We start from the raw sequence: 19,627 nt of genomic DNA, 5'->3' as shown, positions 1-19,627 counted from the left end.
CCGGGCTAGGATAAAAGTCGGATTTACAAATTTTAACATTAATAGTGATAAATGTAATTTTCAGATCTAAAATAAATACTTTAACAAATTTTATAAAATTTGAGGGTAAAAACGGTATCATTTTTTCAAGATACTCTGTACAACACTTAAATCATAAAAATTATGTCAAAGAAAATTGCAATTTTAGCAACACACGGATTTGAAGAAAGCGAATTGAAATCTCCAAAAGAACATTTAGAACAGCAAGGCTGGACAGCCCACATCATCAGTCCGGAATCCGGAACTATTAAAGCATGGGCAGAAAAAAACTGGGGACAGGAATACAATGTTGATAAAACTTTAGATGAAGCCAACGCTTCAGACTATGATGCATTGGTTTTACCAGGTGGCGTTATCAATCCGGATCAGTTAAGAACCAACGAAACTGCTTTATCTTTCGTAAGAGATTTTTTCCAGCAGCACAAACCTGTTGCAGCTATTTGTCACGGACCACAGATTCTTATTAACGCCGAAGTGGTGGAAGGAAGAAAAATGACATCGGTAGATTCAATCAGCAAAGACCTTAAAAATGCGGGAGCGAACTGGGAAGACAGTGAAGTTGTAGTAGATCATGGTTTGGTAACAAGCCGTACTCCTAAAGATCTTCCAGCCTTTAATGCAAAGATGGTAGAAGAAATAGAAGAAGGAAAACATGAAGAACAGACCATCTAAAATATAAAGGCACAAACTTTAATTTTACAAACTCTGATTATAAAAAATCCGGCGGCATCTACGATGCCGCCGGATTTTATTTTTCATTTTCTGTAGATCTTCTCTTTTTAAAGAACATCCTGTAAATCAAAAATGTCTGTACTAAAATATTTCCAAAAAATATCAGAAACATCTTATGTATTGGTATTGACGCATAAAAAGGCAACAGCTTATCAAATAATACTGCGGGTGAATTCACCAAAACTTTAATTATCGACAATGGATACTGCAAAAATTCAGGTTTTATACCGATGAAAAACTGGTCGTAGATAAATACATAAAGAATGTCAAATAATAATATTCCCAGAAACAGCAGTATAAATTTTTTCACAGCTTTACTTGCTATTAGTTGAAAGCCTCAATAATTTTAGAAAAATCTTCCAGTTTTAAAGCAGCTCCACCAATCAGACCACCATCGATATCAGGTTGAGAGAATATTTCCTTTGCATTATCCGGTTTTACAGAACCTCCGTAAAGAATAGAAACTTCATCAGCAACTTCCTGTCCGTATTTTGCAGCGATAATGCTTCTGATGTGAGCATGGATTTCCTGTGCCTGTTCAGGAGTTGCCGTTTCTCCGGTTCCGATTGCCCAAACCGGTTCGTAAGCGATCACTACTTTTTTAATTTCTTCTGCTGAAAGTGTGAAAAGAGCTACTTCAGTCTGATTTTTTACCACTTCAAAATGCTGTCCAGCTTTTCTCTGTTCCAATGTTTCCCCGTTACAGTAAACAGGAATCAAACCTTTATCCAAAGCTAATTTTACCTTTCTGTTGCAGTGAGAATCTGTTTCGCCGTGATATTGTCTTCTTTCAGAATGCCCGATTAAAGAACCTGTTGCATCAATAGATTCCAGCATATCCACAGAAATTTCTCCTGTGTACGCTCCGCTTTCATGTTCACTGATATCCTGTGCGAAAACGCCGATTTCATCTTTTTCAAAAACATCTTTTGCCATCATCAGATACAGAGACGGAGGAGCGATCCATACTTCGCAGTTCGTAGTATTATTGTTTTTATAGCTTAGTAACTGAACCATTAATTGTTGGGCATCAATTACATTTTTGTTCATTTTCCAGTTTCCTGCAACTATTTTTCTTCTCATAGTTTCTTATTTATATATTTTAGCTTTTGTAAAGAATCTGATATTTGACGATAAAATTTACTAAATGAATTTAACTGTATAAGTTTATCAATTTCAATTTTTTGTCCAATAATTTGATATAAATCACTTATTTGTAAATCTTTTCTTCTCTTTTTTGGTTTTTCTTGATTAATAATTTGTAGCGCTTCTTTAATTTTATTTTTTGGATTTGTAAAAGTTTCAGAATTTCCATTAAGTCCAAGTTCAGTTTTCGTCTTGTTGGTAGAAATTTCATCAAGAAACAAATCAATATCTGCTAACATCCATGATTCAATCATATGAATGGGAATCACAGGTACAATTTCCTTACACAATACTTCGTCATTTGTTTTAATCTCTTCTAATAAAGGAAAAAATTTTTCATCCAAAACTTTTGAATCATCTTTATAATCTGCATCGCTGTGAACTAATAGAATATTAATGAAATTTTCTTTTTGATGAGCTAAATTAGCATCAACGATTTGATTTACGAATTTCTTGCCAGAATCTTTTTTTAATTCTTCTATATATATTTCGGTAGAACCTCCAAAATTAAAAACTAATTGCTCAACAGTTCTTTCAACTACAGAAAACAAAAATCTGGTATCTGTTGTTCCTTCCGAAATTAAGCCTATAAATAACTGTTTGTTATTCATCTTCAGTTGAGAATTTACCGTTATCTAAATATTCTTGAACTTTTAAAATAGATATCTTTCTATCAGGAAAAAGATCTGCAACAAAATTTTTATCTACAGGTGAGAGTTTAGTAGACTCAAATTTTATTTTCGCGTTTTCATAAAAATCGGTTTTTGTAACCATCTCGCTAAACCAGAGAGATTTATTATTATCTTTCTTGAAGTTTTTCCAAAATTCTCCAATTAAAACAGAAGAGTGAGTATTAACAATAACCTGTTTTATTGGCAGTTCAGTATCGGAAAAATCTGTACTAAGATCTGTTAGTAAATGTAGCATGGTAGAAATTCTGGCGGGATGGATGCCATTCTCGGGTTCTTCAAAACATAGCAGACTCCCAAAGTTGTCGTCATATTCTAAAATGCATAATGTTAATATTCTTAAAGTTCCTTCGGAAAGAACTCTTGAAGTATATTCTTTTTTATCGACGTCAATTAATTTTATGATAAACTGACGATTCTCTTTATCATCAATAACATTTACTTCAATGAATTGGGGTAGAAATTTATTTAATTTTCTAGAAATCTCTTTCAATGCAAATTCAGTATTAAGAGAAATTCTGTGTAGGGTAGCGGCTAAATTTTTTCCTGAGCTTGTTATTTCATCGTCTCCATTGTTTTTATTTGTTGGCTCTCTTAAATCGTCAGGATTTAATTGGAGGAATTTCCAAGATTTCATTTCCTCTTTTGCTGCTAATACATGAGGGAAGTCTATAGAATCAAAACTACTTAAAACAGTTCTGTTTGCATTGTTTAATGGAAATCTTCTTTTATTACCTCCTTTTAAGTCTTGTGGTACTATTACAGTATTTATATCATCTATTATCTCAGTATCAATGTATGGAACACCTCTTTTTCCTGTAGGAACTTTTGGTCTCCATATTTCTCTATTTTTTTTAGTAATCAGTTCTATCCATTTATCATCCTGATGTTTAAGATTAATTAGCTTTTCGTGGAATAGTTCAACATCTTCCAAACCTGATTGGTTTATAAATCTCTTTAACTTTAGTTGATATTGTAATCTAGTATATTTTAAGGTAGCATCATTTCCCCATGCATCTTTTACCTTTTTATTTACAAGCATTTCAACTTCAAATTCCATTATATCTGCATATATTCCTTTATCATACATGCTAAATAATTCTAAAAAATCTCCTCTCTGGCTTTGCAGGGCTTTTTTTATATTATCCGATTCAGCTAGTTTTGAGAGCAATTCTAAGGCATCAAAAAGATTACTCTTTCCAGAAGCATTTGTACCAGCGATTATTGTAAACGGAGTAAAAGTCATTTCAAAATTATGAAATGATTTAAATCCATTTATCTTAATCTTTGTAATCATTTTTTTATATAAATATTAGGTATTTAAAGCAAATTTACATCTTCTCAAATATTACTGATAATTAATTATCGATTAATATTCCAAAGATTTTTCAAAAGCGTATAAAAAGTATGCTCTTCATCCGTCACTTTATTATCCGCCTTAATCAGCGTTTTCGCAAACTGAATGAAATTTGTTCTTTCCTCTTCCGTAGAATCGTCGTAAAAGCAACGCGCGTGAAATTCAAAATGATCTTTCCATTCTTCCGGCTGAAGCAGGGCAATGGTTTCAAGCTCATTATCAAGATTCATTTTAAAAGGAAATTCATCGGCTAAATACTGCTGAACAAGCATTCCTTCTTCCGGAGCAAATTCTCCGTCTACAGAAGAAAGAATCATCAATAAATGATAACCGGCAATGGGTTTGTTAGACTTTTGCATTGATATAGTTTAAATTTTAGTGTTTTTTTATTTCAGATAATCTTTTGCAGGCTGTTTGTCAACAATTTTTCCGTTTTCCAGAACCAGTACAAAAGGATTGCTTCTTGCGATCGTTTTAATTGCAGTTGCATCCATCATCAAATTTTTAATGGTTTTAAAGGTATTCGGAAGCGTTGAAACCCCGTAAACAGCAGTTGTACCCTGAGTTTTTACTTTAGCTTCAAGCTGTTTAATAACTTCCGGAGAAACATTTTGCGGATAGTACGTGAAAATTAAAATAGCTTTCGGAGCATTGATAACTTCCTGAGTCATATCCATTCCCGTAGTATCTTCAAGCTTGAATTTTGCAATTTCAGATTTGTAGCCTTCTTTTACCAGAACAGATTCATTTTTTCCTTCCTCTATTTTCCAGGGCGATCCTTCTGCCCAATATTCTGTTTTTTTGATATAATCATCCTGATTTACTTTCAGAACTTCTCCGGTCTTAGAGTTTTTCAGGGAATAAAACGTTTTATACTGGGACGGATTTTTAGCAATTTTAGCTTTTTCAGCTCTCAGATCGGTTCCGATTTTATAATCACGGAAATCGATAACAGGTTCATGAACAATTCCATGTGCGCCAATCAGAATCATGGCAACAGAAAAAACGCCCAGAAGAATATATTTGAATTTGTTTCCTGTTTCTTTCTTTGTGCTGAAGCTGTATGCATCTTTTTTCTTAAATTCTTTTCTGTAAAGAATGAAAACAGCGATTAATCCTACGAGAAGTACAATATCTTTCATGAAACTCTGCCACGGCGTAAATTTAATGGCATCTCCAAAACATCCGCAATCTGTTACCACATTGTAATAGGCAGAATAAAAGGTAAGGAAACCAAAGAAAATACAAAGTGCAATTAATGCAGAAAGCGTGAATTTAAGTTTCAGTTTAATCAAAAGCATAAAGCCCAGAAGAAGTTCCAGCACCACAACAAATATCGAAAGCGGCAGTGCAAACTTTTCAAAAAACGGCATATTAAAAACATTCGGGGCAAAATATTCTTCCATTTTAAAGGAAAAACCAACCAGATCAACTGCTTTTACAAACCCTGAAAGGATGAAAATAATCGCAAGTAGGAATCGTAATAAACCTTTTATCATAATTAATTTGTTTTTTATTCTACATGGGGTGCTTTTTCAGAAAATTTGATCAGGCAGAACACCGCATAATTCAGCATATCAAAATAATTGGCATCCAAACCTTCGGAAACCAGAGTAACGCCTTGGTTATCTTCAATTTGCTTGGTTCTTAAAACTTTTTGATAAATAAGATCCGTAATCGAAGAAATTCTCATGTCTCTCCACGCTTCACCGTAATCATGGTTTTTTCTTTCCATTAATTGCTGTGCTTCGGTCGCATAATGATTGTAAAGCTCTAAAATCTCTTCTTTATTTTCATTAAAATCGTTGGAAAAACCTTTTTCAAGCTGAATCAGTCCGATGATGGAGTAGTTCACAATGGCGATGAATTCATCCTCTTCGCTTTCGTCCACCATTTTTTTATCAGTCATTTGTAACGTGCGGATTCTGTTGACTTTAATGTAAATCTGATCCGTAATTGAGCTTGGTCTTAAAACCCTCCAAGCTGCACCGTAATCCTGTAATTTTTTGCTGAATAATTCGCGGCACTGACTGATAACTTTCCCGAACTGTACTGATGTTTCTGACATAAATTCTCTTAATCTTCCAAATATACGAATTTTTGTGTGTTGGAGGGGTTCGGAATAGGAGAGTTTGGGCGTTTTTGGGTGAGAGCGTTTATGAGTTTGAGGGAGAGCGTTTATGCATGGTGTGGTTAATGGGCATTTAAATGATATTTTCAGATTTGTGCGTTTCTTTTTTATGCTATTTTTGTAGAATAAACTCAATTAGTAATTCCAAAATGTTTACTCATAAACCATCCGGCTTCCCAGCTCTGTCATTCTCCAACACTCAAACCTTTGAATACTTTCACTCCATCAACTGCAATGGAAGATTGATAGATTTATCAGCCCCGAAAATCATGGGAATTCTCAATCTCACTCCTGATTCTTTTTCAGACGGCGGAAAATTTAACAATGAAAAATCTGCGCTGGAACAGACCGAAAAAATGCTGAAAGAAGGTGCTGAAATCATCGACATCGGACCGCAATCCACAAGACCGAATGCCGAATTTCTGACTTCTGAAGAGGAAATCCGAAGAATCGGAAATATCATTTCTCTAATTAAAAAAGAATTTCCGGAAGCTTTGATCTCTTTGGATACATTTTATTCCGGAACCGTAAAATTTGGTTTTAATGAGGGCATTGATCTGATTAACGACATTTCCGGCGGTCAGTATGATGATAAAATGTTTGAAACTGTTGCAGAAACAAAGCTGCCGTACATTTTGATGCACGTAAATCCTACCTATGAGACGATGCACGATAAGTTACAATTTGAAGATATTATTCTTTCAGAAAACCGATATTTTTCAGAAAAAACAGCAGAATTGCTCAAGTTAGGAGTGAAAGATTTGATCCTTGATCCCGGTTTCGGATTTGGTAAAACAGTGGAAGATCAAATGAAAATGATTGACGAAGTACAGTATTTAGGATTCGGAAAATTCCCTTTACTGATAGGTATTTCCAGAAAATCTTTCATTTATAAACCTTTAGGAAAATCTCCTTTGGACATTAATGAAGAAACTCAAAAACTCCATCTGAAAGTTTTGCAGCAGGGCGCAAAAATTTTGAGAGTTCATGATGTTTTGGAAGCTAAGAAAACTCTGGATAGATTTTTGAGGAATTAAAATAATCCGAAGCATCGGATTTTCATGATTAAAAAACAAAAAAGCTGTCTCAAAAGTCAGTTTTTTGGCTTTTGAGACAGCTTTTTTATAGTTCTAAATTTATCTTTCCAGTGTAAAATTAGAAATCACTTTCGGACGTTCGGTTTCATTGGCTACTTTCCATGAAGTTCGGTACATCCATTCCGTCATTTTATACAGCTTTTTGTAATTAATGTTTTCCGATTCATCTTGCGGAGTGTGATATTGATCGTGCAGAACACTCGTGAAAAATATTGCAGGAATTCCTGCTTTTGCGTAGGGTAAATGATCGCTTCTGAAATAAAAATATTCTGCATGCTTCGGCGAATCCCAATCTTTCAGATACCTGAATTTCGTACTTTCATTATTGGCATCTTCAGCCATTTTTACCAATTCTTCAGAATTTTTGTGAGGCGAATTTCCTCCCAGAAGCGCAGCTTCATTATTATCATTTCTCCCGATCATATCTCCATTGAGAACGGCAACAATATTTTCTTTTGGCACAACAGGATGCGCTGCATGCCATCTCGAACCCAATAAACCTCGTTCTTCAGCACCATGAAAAACAAAAAGAATACTTCGTTTTGAAGGCTGTTTTTTATAGGCTCTTGCCATTGCCAACATCGCAACACAGGTACTTGCGTTATCATCTGCGCCGTTGTAAATTGTATCGTTTTTTACAGGATGTCTTATTCCGTCGTGATCCTGATGTCCGCTGATTAAAACAAATTCGTTTTTAAGTTTAGGATCTGTACCGTCTATTTTTCCGATGATGTTTACGGAAGGATATTTATACGTTTCTGTGATGAGGTGCAGCGAAATTTTAGGATTGTTTTTTACCCAGTCAGAATTTTCTCTTTTAATCCATAAAACCGGAATATTATTCGTTACACTTTCTCTTAAACCTTCTACTCCGTAAGAACCTCTCGTCATTTGCGGTAAAACTTCAACCCAGCTTTTGTCTGATGTTTCGTCTGTAATGAAGATGATTCCTTTTGCTCCCAGTTCAGATGCTTTGTTATAGTATTTTGTTCTTACAAAACCGGGATATCTTCTTACGAAAAGAGTCATTTCCTTTTCAATATTTCTGTCAGATGCATTTACGGCGAGAATTTTCCCTTTAATATTTAATTTTGATAAATCTTCGGGTTCGGCATTTCCGGCATAAAGAATTTCAGAATCGATGTCTGCATTTACGGGTTCCGCAACAAGAAAATCTTTCCATAATTTTAAAGAATTATCACCAATTTTCAGACTGCTCTGCGGAATTACCTGATGTCTGTACATATCAAAAAACTGAAAGAAAGTTCCGTTGTCTCCGGCTGGTTTCATTCCCGCTTCCTTGGCTCTGTCAGCAAGCCACATTGATACTTTAAGCTCATCTAAAGTTCCTGCTTCACGACCCAGAAACTGATCGGCTGCAAGATCATACATATCCTTGCGAAGATCGCCTTCTTTGATAGCAGAAACTAAAGGTTTTTGATAGGATTGAGCAGTAAAAGTCCCAAAAACAAACACACTGAGTGCAGATAATAGGTAATTTTTCATCTTGAATTTTTTAATGATTTGATTACACTTTTAAAATTTAACACAAAATAAACAAAAAATGAACTTTAAGTTAAGGTTAAACTTTAAATAAGAAGAAATACGTTTCTAAAAGTTTAATTCAGATTCGCAAGCTTATCTGCAAACTGTTTTGAAAATTCTTTTCGGTCTTCCTCCATTTTCTCCGGTGTAGAGGGAAGGATATAATTGAAAAGGATTTTATTTTCGTTATCCAGAAAGATGATTTCCTTTTCGTTTCCATCGATCATTTGGGTAAAGATTTCCCACATCGAGGTATCTTTTAATTTTAATAACTCGAAAAACTGATCTGCTTTTATTTCGATTTTCTGCATTTATCTTTTATTTTTAGCTGTTTTATTTTTTAAAAATCCAGAATCTTTAATTTAAACTGAATTGCAAAATTTTGTTTAAAATTAGGAGTGGTGTAATATCCAACCCTGTAAAATAATCCCAGATTAAAGTAGGTAGAAAGAAAATTATTCCATTCCAGACCGACTTCCTGATAAAGATGATCCAAAGGACGGAATCTGAACTGATGATAATCCGGATGTTTCATATTTCCCGTCGTTCCTCTTAACACAAAGTCGAAGCTTGAAATATTCTGCCCGAAGCTTTTAAAATACCATGGGATTTTGTGGGTAAAATAATAGGCAATAAACCGGTCGTTGTAATATTTTCCCCCTTCCAGAGTGGCAAATCCTAAGAAAGAAGTTAGGTTGAAATTAAAATCTTTTCTTGAAGAAGCAAGCCCGTTCATGGTGAAATTTTTCCAGATTGGCGCATCTCCGAAAACCATTCCGCCGTAGAGTCTGAAGCCGGTGGTTCCAAGCATGGTTTTAAAGTTATGAATTAAAAGCGCATCAAATCGGGTATAATTGAAATCTCCGCCAAAAATTTTGTAGCTCTGTTCGTAATTAAAGTACAATTCGGGATATTTCTGATCGATCAGTGATTTTCCCTGTGGCGTCATAATATTCGTGGAATTTGGGGAATATTTTAACGTAAACAGGGTATTAAAATTATCAAAAGAAGAACCTCTTCCTCGGAAAGAATAATCAAACATTGCTTCTTCCAGATTTCTTCGGGCAGCAAAAACCAGTGTTAATCCGTTGGTAACATCGTTCAGGTAAGACACAGAAGCTCCTTTGTAACGGTAATAACGGTCGTTGTTCAGGTTATTTCCATAGTTTGCCGTTCTCATTTTAAAGCTCCAGAGCCTTCTGTAGAATTCGCCGGAAGCTGTTACATCATCATAATAATCCAGCCGGAAATACGAATCTTTTTCCAACGTTGTTTTGATATCAAGACCAATCCTGTATTTCCATTTATCATCCTTAAAACCGTACGCAAAAAGGTAATCCGGAGAAAAATACGGATTGAAATTTTCATTAAGTTTTGCTTTTAATCCAACTCTGAAACCTTCATAAAGATTGTAATTGACGATTTCATCCACTGCAAAATCAACTACACCTACTTTAATCTGTCCGTTAAGAAACAGACCGCCCAAAACTCTTGCTTTACGGTCGATATTATAGATTTTTCCAAGACTGTCAATCGTTTTATAGGTGTTTTTTTCTCTTTCGGTAAGAGGATCGGTTCGGTATTGATCTAAGGTTTTTCCGTCGATATTTTTTACTGAAAAAGTGTAGCCTTTAAAGTCATTTTGATTATTTTCCGCAGGGGAATGATAATCGAAATACCGCGATGTAAGAAACGCATAGGTTCCGAAAGTTTTTTTGCTTTTCTTATCGGTTTTTTCTTCAGCATTTTCGTTTTCCATCTGCATATCGCTCATTTTCAGCTTTACGGTTTCATATGCCAGAAACCATTTGTCGTTGAAAAAAATCCACGAACTGGTAATAATTCCGTCGTTTTTATTCTTGCTGAAATTTTCAATTTTTTTTACGCCGTAGGTTTCGGTATCTACATAAATAGCACCGTTGTATTTTCTTTTTTTATCGGGTTTTTTGTAATTCACTTCCCTGAAACGGATAACGAAATTTTTTCTTCCGTCCATTTCAATGGTATCGGTGAGAAAGAAACGGTACAGTCCTCGGTTTTCTTTTTTAATCTGATCCGGGATTTTGTCTCTGTTGCTTTGCTGAAGCGCGATCATTTCATAAATAGGCTGTTTGAGACCGGAAATTCTGTTATCCAGAATATTGATCTTCTCGCCGTATTTTTTAGAATACAGAAATTCCTGTGCTCTTTCCCAGAGAAACAGTTTGCTTTTCGAGAATATTTTTCGCGCGGTAATGTTGTTTAAAGAATCTTTTTCCCGCTTTTTTTTGAACATTCCGGTTTCTTCGAAGAATTTTTTGTATTGCGAGATGCTGTCTTCGTCGATATCGAGAGAAATTTTTTCGTAAGATTTGTAATAATAGGAATCCAGCGTTTTGGGAGAGTTCTCATGGAAATACTGATTCACTTTATTAAGGATTTCCAGTGCTCTCGGATCACTTTTGTCTTCAATGATAACGGTTTCAATAGAAGTAACTTTCGATTGTGAAAAACCAAAAATACAGATTGAAAAACATAGAAACAGTAAAATCCTTTTCATAGAAAACCTTGCCAAAATTACTAATATTTATTGTCCCGCAAAAGTTTTGTTAATTGATATTAATGGGATCATTCATTGGAAATATCTTTTAAAAAATAAGGCTCAAACTCCCCATCTTCAATCAAAGGACGGGATTCTTTTTGTATTAGAAGAAATTAATATTGCAGAGAAACACTCAGTAAGCATATGTTTCATGGTTATTTTTTAAGAAAGATAATAAAAAAACAGAAACCCGAAAGCTTCTGTTTCTATTTTGCAGATAATTATTTTGAAATAGGTCTTAGTTTAAAAGATTAAATCTGAACTTAAGAGCAAAATTATCTTTAAATTCTGAGGTCTGATAATATCCTAAACGGTAAGAAAATCCTACCCCAAAGTTTCTTCCCAGAAAACGGTTCCAGATAACTCCGGCTTCCTGATAATAATGATCCAGCACCTGAAACTGAAACTGATGATCCTGTCTGTTTTTCATGTTTCCGATCGCCGCCTGATATTCGAGTTCGATACTGGAATATCTTGATCCGAAAGTTTTAAACCTGAAAGGAAGAGACTGTGATATCTTGAAGGCTGCAAATTTATCGGTGAAAAATGTTCCCGAAGGCATGGTTGCAAATCCCAGATTGGAAGGTGTCGTAATGCTCGAAGTCCATTTGTCTCTGTTCGCATCGGTTTGTCCTGCGATTTCAAAGTTTTTCCGGATCGGTGCATTGCCTGAAGAAATTCCTCCGAAAAGTTTAATGTTCGTATATCCTAATTTTGATCTGAACTGATGAATAATTAACGCATCCACTCTGTGATAATCCAGATCTCCGCCTAACGTTTCAAATCCTTTTTCGTAATTCATGAAGATTTGCGGATATCCTTTTTCATAAGTGAATTTTCCGCTTGGCGTCATGATATTTTTGTCATTCGGTGAGAATTTTAAGGATAACGTTGCACTTGTATTGTCGAAACTGCTGCCCAGATTTTTATACTGATAATCAAAAAGAGCCTGTTGCTTTTCTTTATTCACGGCAACTTTCACGCTTAAAGAATTCGAAATATCATAAAGGAAAGAAGCGCCCCATTTCTGGTTTTTGTAAAAAGTTGAGTTGTGAAGATCCAGATTGATGTCTGAAAATTTCATCATCATGTCCCACATATTGTTGCTGAATCTTCCGGCTGCGAACACATCATCCACATAATCGATCCTGAAAACAGACGTTCTTTTATCTGATAATTTCACATCAAGACCCAAACCGTATTTCCATGTATGATCTTTGAATCCATACCCGAAATAACCGTCCGGTGAAAATGTTTTGTTGAATTTTTCATTCAGCTTGATTCCTGCTCCCAGACGAAGACCTTGGTATTTATCATAGCTGAAGAACTTTGTAAGATCAAAATCGATGAATTTATACCGCAGATTTCCTCTTAAAAGCTGCGTTAATGTATTCAGCTTTTTCTCAAAATCATGCTTTTCCACAAAACTGTCGATCTTGGTGTAGGTTGCACTTTCTCTCGCGGTAAGACTGTCGGTTCTGTATTGGGAAAGGAGACTTCCGTCCGAGTTTTTCATTTCAAGAGAGTAGCCTTTGAATTCGGATGCTTTTTGTTCTTTATTGATCTCAAAATCGAAGAAACGGTTTTTTACATACAGATAATTTCCGAAATTCTTTTTGTTGTATTTCGTTTTTTCTCCTGGTTTCAGACTGTCTTTTTTAGAAGTCTCGAAACTCTGGCTTCCCATTTTTACTTTCATGTTTTCGTAGTCTAAGAACCACTTTCCGTTAATAGGCTTCCAAACTGAAACAATATCTCCTTCATTCCGCTTTTTGCTTTGGCTTTCAAATTTTTTCAAAGCATAAGTTTCGGAATCAATATAGATTTTCCCGTTAAATTTTCTCGGATTTTGCTTCTTTTTATCGGTGATTTCCTTGAATTTAATCACAAAAGTTTTTCTTCCGTCAAGCTGTAAAGTATCGGAAAGATAAAAATTGAATAATTTTCTGTTTTCGGGTCTAAGCTGTCTCGGTGTTCTGTCAAGATTAGAAATATTGATCGCTAAAGCCTCATAAATCGGATTTTTGAATCCCGACATTCTGTTATCAATGATATTGGTTTTTTCCCCGAAGCTTTTAGAATATTTGTATTCTGCGGCTTTCTCCCAAAGAAACAACTGGCTTTCGGTGGTCGCCTGAATAAGATCTTCTCCGATCAAAGAATCTTTTTTCTCTTTATCCGTTTGCTTAAGGTCTTTTTTATCGACCTTCGAAAGCGAGTCTTTTCTTACTGCCAAAAAGTTTTTATACGTATCCACAGAATCTTTATCTACGTCAATAGAAAACTTGGAATACGATTTAAAATTGTAGGAATCCAATGATTTGGGTGAATTCTCTTTGGCTCTTTTATTTACCTCATCTAAAATTCTCAACGCTCTCGGATCACTTTTATCCTGAATGACAATCTTGTCTATATTTCCCATCTTTTCAGACAAAGGCTGCATAGAAACTTCCATAGACGGTTTTACATCCGTTACGACATCCTGAAAATTGCTGGCAAGAATTTCGATCTTTTTACATTTTGTTTTAAAAGATACACTGCCGTTGAAGTCGGTTTTCCCGAGAAGTGCGTCATCACAGTAGACCGCTGCGTTATGTACAGGTTTTTTATTCGCTTTACTGATCACTTTCAGCTGATTTTGTGCGAAAAACACTACCGAAACAAACAAAAACAGCGAAGATAGATATTTTGTCATTAGTCTTTTTTATAGATAAGACAAAACTAAAAATAAGAAGGTTACAAAACGGTACGAAAAAATATAATCTTTTGTTAAAAATAAAACCATCTGTATGTAAAAGAAATACAGATGGTTTTTTATTTATAATTCTTAAGCAGATAATAAAATCAGATTATTTTAGCTTCACCAAAAGATCAGAAAGTTCGTTAGGAGCGGTAACATCTATTTTTCCGTCCGAATTTTCAAAAACATTTATCTTTTTAAATTTTCCTTTGTAATACCAGAAAAAATCAGTTGAAACAGGGTAAGGATGATCATCATGAAATTTTTTGACCAAACTTTTTGTTCCCTGTATAAATTTTACGAAATCCAGCGGATGATCAGTTGTAATTTTGCAGACATTAATGATTCCGTTGTTTGGAAATGCAACTACAGCTCCCAGATTTCCAACAAAATCTGGCGAATTATGAATTAAATCCAGTCCGTAGCTTGCTGCGTATGTTTCATCACCAATAAAATTTATTTGAACATTTGTGCCTCCGAATTCAACAGTCTGGGTCACTTTTTCAACGTTTTGCTTATTGATATTTTCCTGTGCTATTGAAAAAACCTCCAATTCATTTTTCTTCCAGCTTTCAAATGCTTCTCTCTGTACATTCGTAAAAGCCGTAGGCAGATCAAGCATTAAAACAGTATAGACGTCCTCTAAATCTATTTTATAAATACAGTTTCTGTTATTCAAATATTCCTCAAAATATGACTTCGGATATAAACGTAAACTTAAATATTGCCTGATTTTTTCAAAGTTTTTAAGATCCAGATTATCTGAAAAGTTCCTTGAATCAAAAAGTGCATTAAAATGCTCTTTGATAATGGAGTTTAGAGCAGCTTTTTCATTGATGTTTTTGGATTTATAAATTAAATTATCAATGCCGTAGTTTGCATTTTTATCAGTTTTAAAAATCCCATTTTCTACAGAAAGAACTTTTTCATGTTTGGAAATTTCCAAAACTGCCAAATCGACAATCAATTTATATTTGTCCATATTTATCTCACTTTTTAACAAATCCGGAATGTCATACTGAACCTTTTGCGCCGGAAAGATTAAATATAAAAATGTGAAAGTAAATAGAAACAAATTTTTACACTGCATGTTATCTCTATTAAATATTCAAAGCCTTCTGATAAGCATTTTCAAGACCTTCAAGATTTTTTCCTCCTGCTGTTGCAAAGCCCGGATTTCCGCCGCCTCCGCCTTGGATTTCTTTCGCTAAATCTTTTACGATAGCTCCTGCCTGATAATTTGCAGCCAGATCATCTGAAACACCCACGGTAATCATTGGTTTTCCGTCTGCATCAGAAAGAATTACTGTTACCGAAGTCGGGATTTCTCTCTTCAACTGGAATACGATGTCTTTTACAGAACCTGCATCAAGAGACGTTTTCTTTACCAAAAGCTGTTTGTCTCCTTTTTGTTCGTAAGCATTTTTCCAGTCGCCGATTTCTCCTTTTGCTTTTTCTTTCTTGAAAGCTTCCACTTCAGATTTTAAAGAAGCATTTTCTTCCATCAGCTTTTCAATCGAACGGATGATGTCTTTGGATTTTAACAACTGAGAAAGTTCTGTAACCTGTTTTTCAAGATTTTTGAAATATTTTTCAGATTCGTCTCCGGAGATTGCTTCAATCCTTCTGATTCCTGCTGCGGCAGAACTTTCGGAAAGAATTTTAAAATGACCGATTTCGCTGGTATTTTTTACGTGAGTTCCACCGCAAAGTTCTTTCGAACTTCCAAACTGGATCATTCTTACATTGTCTCCGTATTTTTCCCCAAATAAAGCCATTGCACCTTTGTCTAAAGCTTCCTGAATCGGGATGCTTCTGAATTCCTGCAAAGCAATACTTTCTTTGATTTTTGTATTCACTTTATTTTCAACCAAAGCCAGTTCTTCTTCCGTCATTTTGTTGAAGTGGGAGAAGTCGAAACGCAGATAATCGGGACCTACGTAAGAACCTTTCTGTTCCACATGCGTTCCCAGAACTTCTCTTAGCGCTTCATGCAGTAAGTGCGTTACAGAGTGGTTTGCCTGAGAATTTTTTCTTTCTGCAGCATTTACTTTAGCATAGAAAACAGCTCCTGCATCTTTCGGAAGACCGTTAATTAACGAAATAATCAGTCCGTTTTCTTTTTTGGTTTCCAGAACCTCAAAACTTTCCGTGGCGTTTTCAAGAAGACCTTTATCTCCCACCTGTCCGCCGCCATCAGGATAGAAAGGCGTTTCGCTTAGAACCACCTGATAAAATTCTCCGTCTTTATTTTCTATTTTTCGGTATCTTGTGATGTAGGTTTCAGATTCTAATTGGTCGTAGCCTACAAAATTTTCTGCTTTTTCCTCAAGAATTACCCAGTCGTGGACTTTTTGTTCAGCACCGCCTCTTGAACGATCCTGTTGCTCTTTCTTTCTCGCTTCAAAACCTGCTTCATCAATCGTTAAGCCTTTTTCTTCAGCAATAATTCTCGTCAAATCATCCGGAAAACCGTAAGTGTCATACAATTCGAAAACTTCATTGCTTGGAAGTACCTTCAAATTGCTTTCAATGGTCTGCTGAATTAATTTTTCAACTCTTATCAGTCCGTTTTCAATGGTTCTTAAGAAAGATTCTTCTTCGCTTTTGATCACTTCTGTAACCAAAGCTCCCTGTTTTTCAAGTTCAGGGAAGAATTTACCCATTTGTTCCTGAAGAATGGCAACCAATTTATAAAGGAAAGGTTCCTTCATATCTAAGAATCTGTAAGAGTAGGAAACTCCTCTTCTTAAAATTCTTCGGATAACGTAACCTGCACCTCCGCTTGAAGGCAATTGTCCATCCGCAATGGCAAAAGAAACTGCTCTGATGTGATCTACCACAACACGAATCGCAATGTCTTTTTCGTCTTTTAAAATTCCGGTATATTTTTTTCCTGAAAGTTCTTCTACTTTAGCAATTAAAGGGGTAAAAACATCCGTGTCATAATTGGAAGATTTTCCCTGAAGCGCCATACAAAGACGTTCGAAGCCCATTCCGGTATCAACATGTTGTGCAGGAAGTTTTTCCAAAGAACCATCAGCTTTTCTGTTGAATTCCATAAAAACGAGATTCCAGACTTCCACCACTTGAGGATGGTCATTGTTCACCAATTCAAGACCGGAAACTTTAGCTTTTTCTTCCGGAGTTCTCAGGTCAACATGAATTTCAGAACACGGTCCGCAAGGTCCGCTTGCGCCCATTTCCCAGAAATTGTCCTTCTTGTTTCCGTTGATGATTCTGTCTTCAGAAATATGGGATTTCCAGAAGTCGTAAGCATCCTGATCTCTTTCTAGGTTCTCAGAAGCATCTCCTTCAAAAATGGTTACGTAAAGATTCTCTTTAGGAATTCCGTACACTTCTGTCAGCAATTCCCAGGCAAAAGCAATAGCATCTTTTTTAAAATAATCACCAAAAGACCAGTTCCCCAACATTTCAAACATGGTGTGGTGATAGGTATCTCTACCTACATCATCCAGATCATTGTGCTTTCCGGAAACTCTTAAACATTTCTGGGTATCGGCAATTCTTGGGGCTTTAGGCTCTTTATAACCTAAAAAATAATCTTTAAACTGCGTCATTCCCGAGTTGGAAAACATAAGGGTAGGATCGTCTTTCAGCACAATAGGAGCCGAAGGAACGATAAGGTGTTCTTTACTTTTAAAATAATCTAAAAATTTTTGACGAATCTCTTGTGATGTCATAATACTATATATTGCTTTGCTTTTTACAATTTTGATAAGATGCAAATTTAATGTTTTTGAGTGATTTAGTTTTAAATATTTGATACTTTTGCTAAGATTTGTATAATAATCTGAAACATTTTCAGGAGCTTTTTCCCGCTTTCCATTGCAATTCCTCATTGCGCGGCTCCGCTTTGCTCCGCCGCTTCACTGCGGGATTTTCATTGCAATCGGGGCTAAATTACGGTCATAATTTTCACCATTTATCATAATAAACCATCATTTGTCATGATGAAAGCATGTAAATTGCACAACACGAGATATAATTTTATCAGAATCGGGTTATTGGTGTCAGGATTTGTGACATTTGTGTTTGATATTATTGCTTAGATGCTTTCAGCATGACAAATACAACGTTCAGATAAGTTTGATGAAAACTTTGCAGTTTATCATTTAACTTTCTATATTCGTTTTTAACTGTAAAAATGTGCTGATTTTTTATAAATTTAAATCAATGACAAAAAATGAAACCATTAAGAACTGGATCGATCAGTATTCCGGGCAGTTGCTGAGAAGAGCTGTTTATCTATTGTCGGATAGAGTGGAGGCGGAAGATATTGTTCAGGAGGTTTTTATCTCTGCTTTTTCGTCATACGAATCTTTTGAAGGGAAAAGTCAGCCTTTAACGTGGTTAATGACGATTCTAAACAGAAAGGTTGTCGATTTTTACCGCAAAAAATACAAATCGGAACCACAGATAAGACTGGATCATTTTTTTGATGAAACCGGATCGTGGAAAAATGACGATGTGCTGAATGACTGGAATGCTGAAAATAAAGGAACAGAACTTTTGGATGATACAGAATTTAATACAATATTGGAAGATTGTCTGGAAGAATTGCCCGTTCGGTGGAAACTTCCGATGAAAATGTATTATCTTCAAGAAAAAAAAGCACCCGAAGTAAGTCAGGAACTGAATATTTCTACGACTAATCTTTGGAAGATTCTGCAGAGAGGCAGAATGCAGCTCAGAGAATGTCTGGAATTTAACTGGTTTGCTCAATTATAAATGCTTTTAAAATGTTAAAAAAACTAATCCATATCCTATTTTTACCATGCAGTGAAGCAACCATGCTCATGGAAAAAAGAAACGCAGGCAACATTTCTTCAAAAGAGAATCGAAAACTTTCCATGCATCTGAAAATCTGTAAATGGTGCAGAGCTTATAAAGAAAAGCTGGAAATTTTAGATGAAATTTTAAAAAGAAAACTTTTTAATGAAGAAAAAAGTAAAATTCATGATTCTGAAATTCAGGATTTTAAAGAAAAGATGATTAAAAAATTAGATCTTTAATAAAATTTTTGTCAGGATTTTGAAAACGTTCCGACTATACTTTTGAAAATAATAAAGTATTAACTCAAAATCTAAAAAAAATGAACGGAACTGCACTTAAAATCGATAACAGAAACCTTGCCGGAAAAGCAGGGTATTACATCTCACTTTTCGGAGCTGCCATCATTCTGCTCTGGATCGGAATTTTCAAATTCACACCCACAGAAGCGAACGCGATAAAACCTTTGGTAGAAAACCATTTCCTTACTTTTTTCGTATATGATATTGTAAGCATTCAGGCAGTGTCTAATGCTATCGGAGTGATAGAAATTATCATTGCATTACTTTTAATTTTTAGTGTGAAATTTGCATCACTCAGAAAGTACGCCGCCATCGGAATGATCGTTACCTTCCTTACTACTTTGAGCTATTTGTTTACAACTCCCGGAGTTTGGAAAATGGTAGACGGAATTCCTGTAACAGATTTTTTTATCGTAAAAGATCTGATGCTTTTAGGATTTGGTTTAATGATTTTAAATGTGAAAAAATGAATAA

General features: G+C 35.0%; 17 protein-coding genes. 5 read left to right on the top strand and 12 right to left on the bottom strand.

Features of this window, described 5'->3' with window-relative positions; all coding sequences use genetic code 11:
* Nucleotides 1–162 precede the first annotated feature (162 nt).
* Nucleotides 163–711 (top strand): type 1 glutamine amidotransferase domain-containing protein, encoded by a 549-nt coding sequence (locus QWT87_RS19120; protein WP_302718114.1) that lies wholly within the window; start codon nt 163–165, stop codon nt 709–711.
* A 384-nt stretch (nt 712–1,095) separates the two neighbouring features.
* Here QWT87_RS19120 and tpiA read toward each other — a convergent pair whose 3' ends face one another.
* The 6 genes from tpiA to QWT87_RS19090 form a co-directional block, all read right to left on the bottom strand.
* Nucleotides 1,096–1,854, bottom strand: a complete 759-nt coding sequence (gene tpiA, locus QWT87_RS19115) for a triose-phosphate isomerase (protein WP_087711354.1) — start codon at nt 1,852–1,854, stop codon at nt 1,096–1,098.
* Nucleotides 1,851–2,528: a DUF4276 family protein gene (locus tag QWT87_RS19110; protein WP_302718112.1), complete on the bottom strand. Its 678-nt coding sequence runs from the start codon at nt 2,526–2,528 to the stop codon at nt 1,851–1,853. The genes tpiA and QWT87_RS19110 overlap by 4 nt, the downstream gene beginning before the upstream one ends.
* Complete coding sequence (locus QWT87_RS19105; RefSeq protein WP_302718110.1) at nt 2,521–3,903, bottom strand: AAA family ATPase; 1,383 nt, start codon at nt 3,901–3,903, stop codon at nt 2,521–2,523. Before QWT87_RS19105 ends, QWT87_RS19110 begins: the two co-directional genes overlap by 8 nt.
* A gap of 65 nt (nt 3,904–3,968) precedes the next feature.
* Nucleotides 3,969–4,322 carry a tellurite resistance TerB family protein gene (locus QWT87_RS19100; protein ID WP_087711353.1) on the bottom strand — a complete coding sequence of 118 codons (354 nt, stop codon included), beginning with the start codon at nt 4,320–4,322 and terminating at the stop codon, nt 3,969–3,971.
* Between the two features lie 27 nt (nt 4,323–4,349).
* Nucleotides 4,350–5,462, bottom strand: a complete 1,113-nt coding sequence (locus QWT87_RS19095; protein WP_302718108.1) for a BT_3928 family protein — start codon at nt 5,460–5,462, stop codon at nt 4,350–4,352.
* A gap of 14 nt (nt 5,463–5,476) precedes the next feature.
* Nucleotides 5,477–6,031, bottom strand: a complete 555-nt coding sequence (locus QWT87_RS19090; protein ID WP_302718106.1) for a DUF1599 domain-containing protein — start codon at nt 6,029–6,031, stop codon at nt 5,477–5,479.
* Between the two features lie 332 nt (nt 6,032–6,363).
* Here QWT87_RS19090 and folP point away from each other — a divergent pair, with 332 nt between their 5' ends.
* A complete protein-coding gene (gene folP / locus QWT87_RS19085; protein ID WP_302718116.1) occupies nt 6,364–7,131 on the top strand; it encodes a dihydropteroate synthase in 768 nt (255 codons plus the stop codon).
* Between the two features lie 99 nt (nt 7,132–7,230).
* Here the strand turns inward: folP and QWT87_RS19080 are convergent, their stop codons facing one another.
* The 6 genes from QWT87_RS19080 to alaS all read right to left on the bottom strand — a co-directional run bounded on the left by QWT87_RS19080 (nt 7,231) and on the right by alaS (nt 17,761).
* Complete coding sequence (locus tag QWT87_RS19080) at nt 7,231–8,697, bottom strand: M20/M25/M40 family metallo-hydrolase (protein WP_302718104.1); 1,467 nt, start codon at nt 8,695–8,697, stop codon at nt 7,231–7,233.
* 113 nt (nt 8,698–8,810) lie between these two features.
* Entirely contained in the window at nt 8,811–9,047 is a 237-nt protein-coding gene (locus tag QWT87_RS19075; RefSeq protein WP_116096447.1) for a hypothetical protein, read from the bottom strand.
* 29 nt (nt 9,048–9,076) lie between these two features.
* The gene (locus QWT87_RS19070) at nt 9,077–11,275 is read right to left on the bottom strand and encodes a hypothetical protein (RefSeq protein ID WP_302718102.1); all 2,199 of its coding nucleotides are present in this window, start codon (nt 11,273–11,275) and stop codon (nt 9,077–9,079) included.
* Nucleotides 11,276–11,555: 280 nt separating this feature from the next.
* The gene (locus QWT87_RS19065; RefSeq protein WP_302718100.1) at nt 11,556–14,012 is read right to left on the bottom strand and encodes a DUF5686 family protein; all 2,457 of its coding nucleotides are present in this window, start codon (nt 14,010–14,012) and stop codon (nt 11,556–11,558) included.
* A 154-nt stretch (nt 14,013–14,166) separates the two neighbouring features.
* A complete protein-coding gene (locus tag QWT87_RS19060) occupies nt 14,167–15,039 on the bottom strand; it encodes a hypothetical protein (protein ID WP_302718098.1) in 873 nt (290 codons plus the stop codon).
* Nucleotides 15,040–15,157: 118 nt separating this feature from the next.
* Complete coding sequence (gene alaS, locus QWT87_RS19055; RefSeq protein ID WP_302718096.1) at nt 15,158–17,761, bottom strand: alanine--tRNA ligase; 2,604 nt, start codon at nt 17,759–17,761, stop codon at nt 15,158–15,160.
* 493 nt (nt 17,762–18,254) lie between these two features.
* Here alaS and QWT87_RS19050 point away from each other — a divergent pair, with 493 nt between their 5' ends.
* From QWT87_RS19050 to QWT87_RS19040, 3 genes are all read left to right on the top strand, one after another.
* Nucleotides 18,255–18,809: an RNA polymerase sigma factor gene (locus QWT87_RS19050; RefSeq protein ID WP_302718094.1), complete on the top strand. Its 555-nt coding sequence runs from the start codon at nt 18,255–18,257 to the stop codon at nt 18,807–18,809.
* An 11-nt stretch (nt 18,810–18,820) separates the two neighbouring features.
* Complete coding sequence (locus QWT87_RS19045) at nt 18,821–19,093, top strand: hypothetical protein (RefSeq protein ID WP_302718092.1); 273 nt, start codon at nt 18,821–18,823, stop codon at nt 19,091–19,093.
* Between the two features lie 80 nt (nt 19,094–19,173).
* Nucleotides 19,174–19,623 (top strand): DUF417 family protein, encoded by a 450-nt coding sequence (locus tag QWT87_RS19040; RefSeq protein ID WP_288460674.1) that lies wholly within the window; start codon nt 19,174–19,176, stop codon nt 19,621–19,623.
* The last annotated feature ends 4 nt before the right edge of the window (nt 19,624–19,627 follow it).

The sequence above is a fragment of the Chryseobacterium urinae genome (assembly GCF_030518295.1).
Taxonomy (GTDB): domain Bacteria; phylum Bacteroidota; class Bacteroidia; order Flavobacteriales; family Weeksellaceae; genus Chryseobacterium; species Chryseobacterium mucoviscidosis.
This window is presented reverse-complemented; position numbering and strand designations above follow the sequence as displayed.